Source organism: Streptomyces sp. UG1, assembly GCF_049974585.1.
Classification (GTDB): domain Bacteria; phylum Actinomycetota; class Actinomycetes; order Streptomycetales; family Streptomycetaceae; genus Streptomyces.
The window spans coordinates 86,393-98,877 of the sequence record NZ_JBNGGG010000045.1; the positions used below are offsets into that span (position 1 = coordinate 86,393).

Here is a 12,485-nt window from a genome sequence, read left to right on the forward strand (position 1 = left end):
CGGCGGCGACACCGTGTGCCGGGTCCCCCGCCCCGGCACACTCGGCACGGCGCTCCTGCCTGCGGGGCGACTATGTGTCGGCCCGCTCCGCGGCCCTTTCGACCCTGGCCATCAGCCGCTTGCCGCGATCGGTCGCGATGTCCAGCTGCTCAAGGGTCTCGGGGGTCGCGATCGCGCGCGCGAGTCCCCGGTAGAGGACCGCTATGCGTTCCTCCAGATCACTGCGGTCGCTCATCACCTCCGACATCAGCTGCACCCCGCTGAACGCGCCGACGATCATCTGCGCGGCGTCGTTGCCGTCGACGCCCGGCAGCAGCTCGCCCCGCTCCTCCGCCTCGGCGAGGATCCTGGCGTGCACGTCGATCCACGCCTGGTACGGAACCCGGCGGTTGATCTCGTGCACCTGGTCCACCGCCAGCCGGATACTGCCCTGCAGCATCCGGTCGAAGGTGAGGCGGTGCGCCACGAGCAGCCCGACGTCGAGGGCGTCCTGGAGCTTGACCGTCCGCTCACCGGGTGGCACCTCGAGGTAGCCGATCTGACCGCTGACCTGTTCGTCCAGCACTGCCTGGGCAAGTTCCACCTTGGACGCGAAATGGAAGTAGAAGGCTCCTTTCGTCACCCCGCAACGCTTGTAGACGTCGAGGATCGTGGCCCCGGCGAAGCCGTGATCGGCGAAGACCTCCCCGGCTGCATCCAGGATTGCTTTCCTGGTCCTGACCGCCCGCTCCTGTCGCACCACGCGGCCTCCCTTCTGTGCCCAGCCGCCCGGGGGGACGACTCCATGTACGTACTCCGACGGTTCGTCCTCCAACTCATTGAAAAACAAACCCGCATGCCTGTATCTTACCGAGCGCGGGGGGCGATCAGCCATACCCCACGCGTCATGCACCTTCACCCAGGAAAGAAGAGGCAATGACCTTGAGTGCTATGGCTTCGAAGATCCGGGACGTTCACAAAGGGGCGCACCGCGCCGTGTTCCCGGACATCACGGCGGGTGGACCGCCGAGTCTGCCGGTGCTGCCGGTGGAGCGGACACTCGTGCACCGGGCTCATCTGCGCGACGTGTTGCCCACACAACTGACACGCCGCGACGACACACATTTCACCGTTTCCACACGCTGGCCGCGTGATCACCGGCTGTTCGTGACGTCGGACGGCCGCTACACGGCCTCGCTCGTGCTGGAGACGATCCGGCAGACCACGCTTCTGGTCTCGCACGCGGAGCTCGGTGTTCCCGTGGGGCACCACTTCGTGATGTGGGAGCTGTGCCACCGCCTCGACGCCGAACTGCCGGCCCGCGGCACGGCCCCCGCGGGCGTCACACTGGATGTCGAGGTCACAAAGCTGCGCCGGCGCGGGGCCGTGCCGACCTGCGTGGCGATGGAGATGACGATCCGGATGTCGGGCCACGCCGTCGGCTCCGGCTCCATCCGTTTCAACATCACCTCGCCTGCGGCCTACGAACGAATACGCGGGAGTGTCCCCACTTCCGACGACCCTGCCTTCGCGGCCGCGCTGCCCGATCCGGTGGACCCGCCGGCCGTCCACCACGACCGGGAGTGCGATGTGGTCCTCGCGGAAACCGACCAGCCCGGCTGCTGGCAGCTGCGGGCCGATCCGGCCAACGAGCTCTTTTTCGACCGGGTCAACGACCACATCCCGGCGATGGTCCTGGTCGAAGCCGCCCAGCAGGCCGCGAACATGCTCGTGCCCTGGGGCCGGTTCAACCCGTCGTCCTCCGAGATGAACTTCAGCCGGTACGTCGAGTTCGGCATCCCCTGCCGGATCGAGGCCCACCCCTTCACCGCCGAGGACGGAACGACCTCGGTCAGCGTGACCGGTCACCAGGACGAGCAGCTCGCCTTCGTGATCCGGTTCGCCCGCTAGGGCAGCGCGGCGCCACGCCGCTTCCTCGCGCGAGCCCGCCCGGCAGGGGAGCCGTCGCGCTCTTCGACGCAACCGGGCCGCCACCTTCGTACAGGTCCGCGCACGAGCCGCCGTTTCGGATGTTCCCTTGCCAGTTACTGGCGCCTGCCGGCCCGTCGCCGGGTACGTACCCGGGCACATCCGTGCGTGCGGCATCCGTGAACCCGGCCCGTCGGCTCGTCACCGTCCGCGCCGCGGCAGGAGATTCCCCGGCGGAACGCAAACCCCCCGAGGACTTCGCCGTCGTGCACTCCCGCGTCCTGGCCCGACTTCGCCGTGCCCGACGCGGGAGTGCACGCACACGCCGACCGCGCGCTCACAGCAACACCGCACTCAGTCACCGCACCGCGCCACGCAACAGGGCGCCCGCCCCGCCGGGCCCCGCTGCCAGGCGCGGCGCCCGCCTTCTCGTGTCCCGTCGAAGGAGCCGGTCGACACCATGGCTCGTCCCGAGTCACCCCGTCCGCACGGCCGCCCGCCCACCACCGGGGACCACGCGGACGACCGCGGCTGGCCGGCCCGGTCAACGGACCGTCCAGCCGCCGTCCACCGGAACGGTGGCGCCGACGACGAACGAAGCCCGGTCGCTGACGAGCCAGGCGGCCGCCTCGGCGATCTCCTCCGGGTCCGCGATCCGCGGCAGGGGCGCGGCGTCGCGCAGCAACTCCTCGGCGCCGGGGTCCTGTTCGAGCCAGTCGTCGATCATCTCGCTGCGGGTCGAGCCCGGTGCGATCGAGTTGATGCGGATGCCGCGCGCCGCGTACTCGGCGGCCGCCGCCTTCGTCAGTCCGAGCACGGCGTGCTTGGAGGCGATGTAGGGGGCCGCCACAGGGGTGGCGACCAGACCCGCGGTACTGCTGGTGTTCACGATGGCGCCGCCACGCTGCAGCATCGCGGGGATCTGGTGCCGCATGCAGTTCCACACCCCGCGCACGTTGGTGTCCATGATCAGGTCGTACATCTCGTCCGCCATCACATGCAGGGGGACCTGGGCGGCGCCGACGCCGGCGTTGTTGAAGGCGGCATCCAGCCGTCCGAAGCGGTCGAGTGTGCGGTCCACCGCCTCGGCCACCTCGGCGCTGCGCGCGACATCCGCCGTCGTGCAGTGCGCCTCGTACCCCTTGCCGCGCAACTCCCGGGTGAGAGCGTCCAGTTTCTCCTCACGACGGGCCACCAGCATGACCGCCGCGCCTTCACGACAGAACACGCGTGCGGCCGCGGCGCCGATTCCGCTGCTCGCCCCACTGATAAAGACACATTTACCTGCGAGAAGGCCCTCCTGCATCATGATCCCAAGCTATCGGAGGAGCGCCTTCCACTATCGCTCGGGCAAACAATTGACCTGATTCCCTCCCCCGTTCTCCGGGCCTTCGCCCCGACTTCAGCGACCGGACCGCTTCCCCTGCCCGCCCGTCGACTTGACGCGCGCGGCCGAATACGGGCGCCCGGCACACCCTCCGCCCGCCTTCCCCGGCCGCTCCAGGACCTGCCGAACCGTTTCCACATCTGGCTGAAAGAAGTGAACGCATGGCACCGAGCCGCATACTGATCACCGGTGGCACCGGTTTCATCGGCGCCCGGGTGACCGCGCTCCTCACATCCGACACCCTCGGGCGGCCCCGCCCGGCGCTGCGCCTGCTCTGCCACCGCTCCCGGAGCGAACTGCCCCGCACCGGCCAGGTGGAGGTCCGCCAGGGCAGCCTCACCGACCCCGAGTCCCTGCGTGGCCTGTGTGACAGCGTGGACACCGTGCTGCACCTGGCCTCGCAGATCGGCGGCAGCCCGCGGCGGTGCCATGCGGTCAACGACGCCGGCACCGGGGCGCTGCTGGCCGAGGCCGGGCGCAGTGGCGTGCGGCGGATCATCCAGCTGGGCACCACCGCCGTGTACCGCGACGGCCGCCATGTCTGCGTGAGGGAAGGAGAGTTGCCGCTCGAGCCGGCCTCCTCGACCAGCATCACCCGGCTGGCCGGCGAGCAGCGGGTGCTGGCAGCGGGCGGGCTGGTGCTGCGTGCGCACCTGGTCTACGGCCCCGGCGACGTGTGGGTGTTGCCGGCTCTGGCCGATTTCCTGACGGTGCTGCCGCACTGGGTGGACGGCGGCCGGGCGCTGATGACGGTGATCGGAGTCGACGACCTGGCCCGGGTGATCGCCGGCTTCGCCCTGCGGCCCGAGCTGCCCACCGGCGAGGCGCTGCACGCCGGCCGTCCCGAACCGGTCAGCGGGCGCGAGCTGTTCACCGCGGCGGCCCGGGCCCTGGGCCTGCCCCTGCCCGCCGGCGAGGTGTCGCACTCACAGGCCCGCACCTGGCCCGGCACACAGGACGACCCCGGCTGGCAGCGGCGCCTGTCGCTGCTCACGGTGGACCACTGGTACGACACCTCCCGGCTGTGGCGGCTGCTGGACTGCCCGCCCGGCACGAGCTTCGCCGAGGACGTCGCCGCCGGCGCCGGCTGGTACCGCTCCTCCCTCGCCGAACAGCGGGCCGGGGTCAGTGCCCCCACAGGTACTGCCGCTGCGGCGCGATCTGCAGGATGATCCGCGGCGAGCCGATGTCCTCGGGCGGGTAGGGGCGCCCGTTGTACTTCACGGCCAGCTCGTCGATGTGCTCGCGGGCGGCCTCGCCCGTCGTCTCGCCCACCACCCGGCCGCGGACCTCCACGAACCGGTAGGGGTTGTCGCGCTGCCAGATCATGAGCGTGGCCCGCGGATCGCGGCGCAGGTTGCGCACCTTCTGCCGCTCCACCTCACTGTTGACGAGCAGATGATCGCCGTCGGCGGCGACCCACACGATCTGCGTCTGCGGGGTGCCGTCCGGCATCAGCGTGGTGAGCGCCGCGAAGTTGGGCCCCTCGGCCAGCGCGCGGACCTCCTCGCGCAGTACGGCGGTGCCGGCGGTCGTGGTCTCGGCGGTCGTGGTCTCGGTGGTCAACGTACGTGTTCCTTCCGTCTGTTCGGGCCGCCGGCCGTCACCGGCCGAGGATCACCTGCGGGTCGCCGGTGTACCAGAGGTTGTCGACGCGGACCCGCCGCATCAGCCAGCGCTGCCCGCCGCGCACCAGCTCCACGTCGTAGAGGTTCTTCAGCAGCAGGTGGCGGCTGTGGTCCGCGCCCGGCAGGTGCTGCGCCTCCACCAGCGCGGTCAGCCCCGCCTCGTCCCCGGTGACCCGCACCCGGCAGTTCGTCACCGTGTGGGAGGTGTCGAGGTCCACGTCCGGGTTGAGAACGTACGCCGCGATCATGTCCGCCCCTTGCATCAGGGGAAAGTCCAGGCCGATGCGGGCGCCGACCGGCCGGAAGTCGAACTCGGCGTCGGGCGTGAACGCCGAGCGGAACAGGGCCCGGTCCTTCACGTCCCGGCCCAGCGCGAAGCGGTGCAGGGCGTCGGCGATCTCCTGGCGGTCGGCCAGTTCCCTGACGACATCGGCGTTCAGCGTCGCGTCCAGGGCGTAGGGGTGGTGCATCAGCTGCATGGCGGTGTGTGCTCCTCGTTGAAGACGGCCGGGCGCGGCCGGTCGAGGGCGCCCGGGAGGGAGAAGAGCGCACGCAACTGCGCGCGCTTGGGCTTGCCGGTGGGAGTGCGGGGAACGTCGCGCGGATCGATCGGAACGACATGCGCGACGTCCATGCCGAACCGGGCGCCGATCGCCGCCCGGACGAGCCACGCGGCCCGGTCGGCATCGGTCCCGTCGACGAGAGCGCAGAAGACGGCCAGTTCACCGCCCGCGACCGTGCACGCCACGGCGGACGAGGCCGCGATCCCCTCGACATCCTCTACGAGCGACTCGATCTCGTGCCCGTGGCAGACGGATTCGCCCTGCCGGATCAGGTCATCGGCGCTGCCCGTGACGGTGAGCGCCCCGTCCTCGACGAACGCCATGTCACCTGTCCTGAACCACCCGTCCGCGGTGAACGCACGCCGGGTCAGATCCTCGGCGCCGAAGTACCCGCACGTGACCGTCGGGCCGCCGACCTGCAGATGGCCGAGCGTGCCCGCCGGCACCACCCGGTCGTCCTCGCCGACCACCCGTACCGCGACCCCGGGATGGGGCACGCCCACCGGCACGAACCGCTCGTTCTCGTCGAGCACAGCCGCGTCCAGCCGGTGGTCGACGATGCCCGAGGACGTCTCCGACATCCCCCAGCCGGGCCGCATGGCGGTCGCCGGCAGTCCGTGCGGGGCCAGGTTCGCCATGAAGCGCCGGATCGTGCGCGCCTTCACCGGGGCGCCGCCGTTCATGACGTAGACCACGCAGCTCAGGTCCCAGCGCCGCCCCGGCTCCGCCTCCACCCGTGAACTGACCAGGTCGAACGCGGAATTCGCGGCCCAGATGGCGTTCACCCGGTGCCGGTCGATCACATCCAGCCAGCGCAGCGGATCGGCGAGGACCCACTGCTTGTGCGCGTGGATCTGCGTGGCCGCCGCGAACACATCCCGCACATGGAACATCACCAGCCCGCTGACATGGTCCAGCGGCATCCAGTTGAAGGTGACGCAGTCCTCGCTCACCCCGTTGGCCAGGGCCGTGCCCGTCGACCGGCTCAGGATGTTGCCGTGGCTGAGCATGACGGCCTTGGGGTTTGCGGTGCTGCCCGCGGTCAGGACCAGGACGGCGATGTCGTGCCACTGGCTCGGCGCCGGCGCCGTGTCCACGGGCCGGGCGGCGCTGCCCAGCCGGTCCACGGCGCCGATCCAGTGCGCGCGGGGGCCCTCGGCCGGGCCCGCCAGCCGGGCGCCGGTGGCGTCGTCGGCGATGATCCACGGACGGTGCAGGGCATGCCAGGCCTGCTCGAGGCCGTCGCGTGAACCTATCGGCGCGGGCACGAAGCCGCCCAGCACACAAGCCCAGAACGCGGTGAGCAACTCGCGCTCGTCGCCCAGCCGCAGCAGCACCCCCTCCCCGGGACGCACCCCGGCCCGCCGGATACCGCCGAGCACCCTGGAGGCCTGCCGCAGCAGTTCGGCGTAGCTGCTCCAGGACTCGGTGCCGTCCGCGCCGATGTGGCAGATCGCCGGGCCGCTGCGGCGCCGCGCCGCCCGCTGCAGGGCCTCGGCCAGATTCACCGGGCCCGGCTCGGGCAACGGCGCGCCGGCCAGCAGTGAGGCCTCGGCGGCCTGCTCCCGCCCACGGGCGGCACCGGAAGGGGGGATGGTCTGCAAGGATCCCAACGGACGTGCTCCTTCAGCTCGTTCGGCCCTGTCGCGGCGTCATGGCCGCGCAGGCTTCGCCCCAAGCCGGGCTGTTGCGGCGTAAGAGCCCGGCCGGGGCGTCACGCCCGCGGTAGGCGGACCCGCCGCCGTAGCGCCGAAACCCTGGCGCTAGCGCTCGGCGACCGCCGCCGCCCGCTTGCGGACCGTGCCCCGCAGGGCCGAGACCAGCGCGAACAGCATGGTGAGTGCGGAGATGCCGGTGACGACGTACATCCCGGCGTGGTAGCTGTCGAGCCGCTCCGCGACAGTGCCGGCGCCGTCGTCCGCGGCCATGGTCGCGGTCACCGCGGCCAGCACCACTGCGGCGCCCACCTGGTAGCCGGTCTGCAGGATGCCGGCGGCCGCGCCCTGCTCGGAGTCGTCCACTCCGCTGGTCGCCTGCACATAGGCGCCGGTGAAGGAGAACGGGAAGGCGACGCCGATCAGCAGCATGGTCGGCAGGATGACGCCGACGTAGCCCGACGACGCGCCGATCCGCCAGAACAGCAGGTACGCCGCGGTGTAGGCGACGAACCCGGCGAAGATCATCCACGCGGGGCCGAAGCGGCCGACCAGCTTGCCGGCGCGCGGCGCGATGGTGGCGATGAGCAGCCCGCACGGCAGGAAGGCCAGCGCCATCTGCAGCGGGGACCAGCCACGCAGCGACTGCATGTACAGGGCGCCGACGAACTGGAAGCTCATGTACGTGCCGAGGATGGCCGCGGCCGCCAGGGCCGCGCCGACCAGGGCGCGATTGGTGAGCAGTCCGAGGCGGATCAGCGGCTCGGCCGTGCGCTGCTCGACCGCCACGAAGAGGGCCACCAGGACGGCCGCCACGGCGAAGCCGCCGATCGTGCGGGCGCTGCCCCAGCCCGCCTCGGGCGCCTGGACGATGGTGAACACCAGCAGCAGCATGGCCAGGGTGACCGTCAGGGCCCCCGCCACGTCGTACTTGCGCCTGCCCGGAGCGCGCGCCGGATCACGCGGCACCAGCGCGAGCGCACCGAACAGCACGCCGAGCGCGACCGGCACCGGCAGCAGGAACGTCCAGCGCCAGCCGATCTCGGTGAGCACACCACCGAAGACGAGCCCCATGGAGAATCCGGCCGCACCGCACGCGGTGTAGATGCTGACGGCCCGGTTGCGCTGGGCGCCCTCCGGGAACGTCGACATGATGATCGCCAGACCCGCCGGAGCGGTGAAGGCCGCGCTCACGCCCATCACGAAGCGGGCGGCGATGACCAGCGCGCCGTCATGGGCGAGACCGCCGACCAGCGACGCCGCCGCGAACACGGCGACCGCGACCAGCAGCACCTTGCGGCGGCCGAGCAGGTCGGCCATCCGCCCGCCCAGCAGCAGGAACCCGCCGAAGCCCAGCACATAGGAGCTGACGACCCACTGCACGGCCGAGGTGGACATGTCCAGGGAGGACTGGATCGGCGGGACGGCGATGCCGACCATCGCGTTGTCGAGCGCGTCGAGGAACATGGCACCGCACAGCACGATCAGCGTGCCCCACAGCCGCGCGCCCCAGCCGGAGTTCGCCTCGGCGGGCGCCGCCGCGGCGGCGGTGATGTCATCGGTTTTGTCGTTGATGAGGGGTGGTTCGGTTGACGTAGCCATAAGAGCTGGTCCTCGCTGTCGGTGTGGTGTGCTGCCGGGCGTACGGCGGTGGGGTCACCGCCCCGGTCGCGGTGGCTAGTGGACGACGCCCACGCTGTAGGCGTTGTGCGGGACACCGCCCAGCAGATGGGCGCCCGCGGACTGGATGACCTGGTCCTGGGCGATGACGTGCTGGCACATCGTGTTGAGGTCGCGCAGCCAGCGGTCGAGCACGGAGGGCCGGTAGACCGCGGCGGTCGCCACCAGGTCGAAGAGGGAGGCGACGACGGAACGGGCGGTGCGGAAGGCGCCCACCCGGGCCAGCACGGTCGCCACCTGCTCGTCCCGCGTGGGCACGTCGCCGGCCTCGAGGATCTCCCACTGCTCGCGCAGGCTGCCGTAGACGGCGTACCGGGCCGCGGCCAGGTCCATCTCGGCGTGGGCGATGGTCGTCTGGACGCGGTAGTTCTCCGACCACGGCGTCTGTGTGGTGCGGTCGATGCGGGTCGCGGCCATCTGGCGCACATGGTCGATCGCGGCGCGGGCCACCCCGAGCGGCACGCCGGGCATGTTGCGCAGCACCGCGTCGGAGGTGGCGGCGGCCCCGGTGGTCCTCGGCTCGGCGAAGCTGAACGTGTACTCCTCGGGCACGTACAGGTTCTCCGTGCGGTAGTCCCGGCTGCCGGAACCGGCCAGGCCGGTGGTGTACCAGGTGTCCTGGATCTCGAAGTCCTCGACGGGGGCCACGATGATGCGCCAGTTGCCCGGCGCTCCGGCCGGGCCGGGCTCGAGTTCGCCGCCACGGGTGACCAGCACCCCGCCGACGACCCAGGAGCTGTGCGTGATGCCGCTGCCGAAGTGCCACTGTCCGGTCACCCGGTAGCCGCCGGGCACCCGCTCGGCGCGCCCCATCGGCATGATCGCCCCGGCGGTGACGACGTCCGGGTCGGCCAGCAGCCGGCGTGCCACGTCCTCGGTGAGGAAGCCCGCGTAGATCGGGGTGTCCATCCCGATCATGGCGCACCAGGCGGCGGAGGCGTCCCCGATGGCGAGGGCCTCGATCACCTCCGTCTGCTGCATGGCGTCGAGTTCGGGACCGCCCCACGCCTTGGGCAGGGCCATGCGGAAGACACCGGTCCCCCGCAGCATTTCGACGACATCGGGCGGCAACTGCCGTTCGTTCTCCATGTCCTCGGCGCGCTCCCGCAGCCGGGGCGCGACGGCGCGGGCCCGCGCCAGGATCCCCTCCGCGGTGAGGGAGGTCTTTGATGCGGCGGAGGTGGATTCCAGAACTTCGATCAGGCTCATACGGCGCTCTCCCAGCGTCCGGTGCGTGTGATGCGGTTGGTCAGCGCGCGGTGCTCACGCGTAGCGGCCCGGGGCGATGACGTGGTGGGGGTCGACAGCGTCCTTCAGGCGCCGGGCGAAGGACCGCGCCCCGGTGCCCGCGGCCAGCCGGTCGGCCCACTCGGTGTGCTCGATGTCGAGGCGGTAGGGGATGAACCCCTCGGCGGTGAAGAGCTCGTAGAGCCGGTCCAGTGCCCGGTGGGCCCGCTCGGCCTCCTCGCCGTCGCGGGCGAACTTCATCGTCACGACGCAGTCGACGACGTCCGCGCTGAGCGCGTTGAGCGTGGCCCCGCAGCGCATCCCCGTCTCCGCGCGCACCTGCTCGATCAGCTCGTCCGCCCGCGCCAGCGCCGCCCCGGTGAACGGCACCAGCGGCAGGAAGAACAAAAAGCCGCCCTCCTCGTCCAGCCGCCTGGCCGGACGCCCCATCTTGGCCTCGAACAGCGCGTCCGTCGGATCGGGGTCACCGGCATACGCCCGCTCCACCCGCACGGCGACGTCATGGTTGGCCGCGCCCGGATCGCTCGCGTCGGTGTCCGACACGGCGCTGAAGAGCCCGGACTTGACGGCCTCGACGGTGACGATGCCGCTCAGCGCGTCCACGGCCTCCCGGGTGCCGTCGAGGCACACATGGACCAGGTACTGGCCGGGCTCGCTGTCGTACGCCCTGGCCGCGGCCTCGTTGTAGATCTTCACCACACCGCGTGCCAGTCCCTGGCTCACCCAGCGCCGCACCTCGGCGGTGGCCGCCTCCAGCTTGTCGGGGGTGAAGTTGAGCCGGACCACCCGCAGCGCCTCGGGCCGCGGCAGCAGCCGCACGGTGGCCGCGGTGACCACGCCGAGGTTGGACTGGACGAACAGCTGCACCAGCGAGGGGCCCAGTCCATGGGCGTAGACCGGGGTCTGGCGGTCCGCCTCGGGCCACCAGCCGACCCGGATCAACTCGCCGCTCGGCAGGACGACTTCCAGGCCCGTCAGATCCTCCACGCGCTGGTGGCGCAGGCCCACACCGCGGTCCAGGGCGTTGCCGACGACGGATGTGTGCGCGGAGGAGACCGTCACGTTCAGCATGCGCTCGCTGCCCTCGAGGAGCCGGGCGAGCCGGGCCTGAGTGACGCCGGGTTCCACGACGGCCCAGCCCTGGGCCACGTCGATGTCGCGGATCAGGTCGAGGCCGGACAGGTCCAGTACGACCGCCCCGTCCTGTGCGGGCTCACGCGAGCCGAGTCCCCAGTTCCCGCCGGTGCTGAAGGCGTGCAGCCGTGCGGAGGTCTCCTCGATGGCGAACAGCTCGACGACGCGCCGTACCTCCTCGGCCGTCTGCGGACGTACGACACCGAAGACGGCGCGCGAGCGGTACAGGCCGACGTTCGGCCCGAGCGTGGTGACCGGTGCGCCGTGCGTCTCGTCGTCGGGGTGGGTGACCCGGTCCGCGCCCACCACCTGTGCCGCCTTGCCCAGCACGGCCCGGAGGTCGGCGACGGCGGATGCCTCGTGCCCGGCGGTTGTTTCAGGAAGGACGGTCATCGAAACACCTCGGAGTTCCTTCGTCAGTGGGTGCGGGGGCGGGTCGGCGGCAGCCGTGGGCACGTTGCTCCTCAGGCTCCGCGTCCACGCTAGGAACATCGGCGCGTTCGCGTTCCCGCGATCACGCACGCACACTGAGGAGTTCGCGCACACCTTCAGCCTGTCGATCCGGCCCGCCGACCGGATACGGAGGTACGGGGCTCTCCGGGCCGGAGGTTCGAAGGGCGCCCCCGCTGCCCACGCCACCGCACGACGACGGGCGGAAGGCCGGCAACGGCGTCGATCATGGCGGTGTCGCGGGCACCGAGGCCCCCGGCCTGCTGGCGGAGGCGGTGGGGCCGGCTGGCGGTCGGCTCGACGATGCGGGTGACCGAAATGGCACAGAGCCTGACCAGCGCTCCACCGAAATGAAGTGAGACGGCAGGGTCTTTGGCTCGGCGGAACGGTGAGTTTGCTGGTCAGTGGGTGTCGAGCCAGGTCTCGAACTCGACGGCGATGCGGATGCCGGTCCGGTCACCGGCGGCCGCACCGACGTGTAGCGGCCTGCAGGTCCGCCACCGTTTCTTCACCGGGAGCTCCAGGCGTGCCAGCCAGCAGCTGGGCGGCCGGGCTCGCGGAGCCACTCCAGGTCCGGCCACGAACGGCCCGGCACGGCCTGAACCAGGTCGCGCCGGGCCGCGGTTGTTCTCCCGTGCGGTTGCCTCAGTGGGCGAGGTTCCCCCTCGTCCTCCGGTCGCCCTCGATGTCGACGTTCGGCAGCAGCCGGTCGAGCCGCTTCGGCAGCCACCAGGCGGCGTTGCCGAGCGGCGAGTGCGCGGCGGGCACGATCGCCGTCCGGGCCACGAAGGCGCCGAACAGGACGGCCGCACCGAGGCCGAAGCCCATCATC

The 12,485-nt window shown here is 71.6% G+C and carries 11 protein-coding genes; 2 read left to right on the forward strand and 9 right to left on the reverse strand.

Translation table 11 applies throughout. The features are described 5' to 3' along the window. Positions 1-70: 70 nt before the first annotated feature. Complete coding sequence (locus tag ACP4J3_RS39735) at positions 71-742, reverse strand: ScbR family autoregulator-binding transcription factor (protein ID WP_426541215.1); 672 nt, start codon at positions 740-742, stop codon at positions 71-73. A gap of 188 nt (positions 743-930) precedes the next feature. Between ACP4J3_RS39735 and ACP4J3_RS39740 the strand changes: the two genes are divergently transcribed. Next, a complete protein-coding gene (locus ACP4J3_RS39740; RefSeq protein ID WP_426541216.1) occupies positions 931-1,890 on the forward strand; it encodes a ScbA/BarX family gamma-butyrolactone biosynthesis protein in 960 nt (319 codons plus the stop codon). Between the two features lie 562 nt (positions 1,891-2,452). On the opposite strand, the gene ACP4J3_RS39745 is transcribed toward ACP4J3_RS39740, so the two are convergent. After that, positions 2,453-3,217 carry an SDR family NAD(P)-dependent oxidoreductase gene (locus ACP4J3_RS39745; RefSeq protein ID WP_426541217.1) on the reverse strand — a complete coding sequence of 255 codons (765 nt, stop codon included), beginning with the start codon at positions 3,215-3,217 and terminating at the stop codon, positions 2,453-2,455. 239 nt (positions 3,218-3,456) lie between these two features. Between ACP4J3_RS39745 and ACP4J3_RS39750 the strand changes: the two genes are divergently transcribed. Continuing rightward, positions 3,457-4,467, forward strand: a complete 1,011-nt coding sequence (locus ACP4J3_RS39750) for an NAD-dependent epimerase/dehydratase family protein (RefSeq protein WP_426541218.1) — start codon at positions 3,457-3,459, stop codon at positions 4,465-4,467. Here the strand turns inward: ACP4J3_RS39750 and ACP4J3_RS39755 are convergent. From ACP4J3_RS39755 to ACP4J3_RS39785, 7 genes are all read right to left on the reverse strand, one after another. Then, a complete protein-coding gene (locus ACP4J3_RS39755; protein ID WP_426541219.1) occupies positions 4,421-4,861 on the reverse strand; it encodes a PPOX class F420-dependent oxidoreductase in 441 nt (146 codons plus the stop codon). The genes ACP4J3_RS39750 and ACP4J3_RS39755 overlap by 47 nt on opposite strands. A gap of 37 nt (positions 4,862-4,898) precedes the next feature. Then, positions 4,899-5,402, reverse strand: coding sequence for a nuclear transport factor 2 family protein (locus tag ACP4J3_RS39760; protein WP_426541220.1), 504 nt, complete (start codon positions 5,400-5,402; stop codon positions 4,899-4,901). After that, positions 5,393-7,099, reverse strand: a complete 1,707-nt coding sequence (locus ACP4J3_RS39765) for an AMP-binding protein (protein WP_426541221.1) — start codon at positions 7,097-7,099, stop codon at positions 5,393-5,395. Before ACP4J3_RS39765 ends, ACP4J3_RS39760 begins: the two co-directional genes overlap by 10 nt. A gap of 150 nt (positions 7,100-7,249) precedes the next feature. Then, a complete protein-coding gene (locus ACP4J3_RS39770) occupies positions 7,250-8,743 on the reverse strand; it encodes an MFS transporter (RefSeq protein WP_426541222.1) in 1,494 nt (497 codons plus the stop codon). Positions 8,744-8,818: 75 nt separating this feature from the next. Continuing rightward, positions 8,819-10,030, reverse strand: coding sequence for an acyl-CoA dehydrogenase family protein (locus tag ACP4J3_RS39775; RefSeq protein ID WP_426541223.1), 1,212 nt, complete (start codon positions 10,028-10,030; stop codon positions 8,819-8,821). 54 nt (positions 10,031-10,084) lie between these two features. Continuing rightward, on the reverse strand, positions 10,085-11,596 hold the full coding sequence (locus tag ACP4J3_RS39780) for an FAD-binding oxidoreductase (RefSeq protein ID WP_426541224.1): 1,512 nt from the start codon (positions 11,594-11,596) through the stop codon (positions 10,085-10,087). 702 nt (positions 11,597-12,298) lie between these two features. After that, positions 12,299-12,484: a hypothetical protein gene (locus tag ACP4J3_RS39785; protein ID WP_426541225.1), complete on the reverse strand. Its 186-nt coding sequence runs from the start codon at positions 12,482-12,484 to the stop codon at positions 12,299-12,301. Position 12,485: the final 1 nt, after the last annotated feature.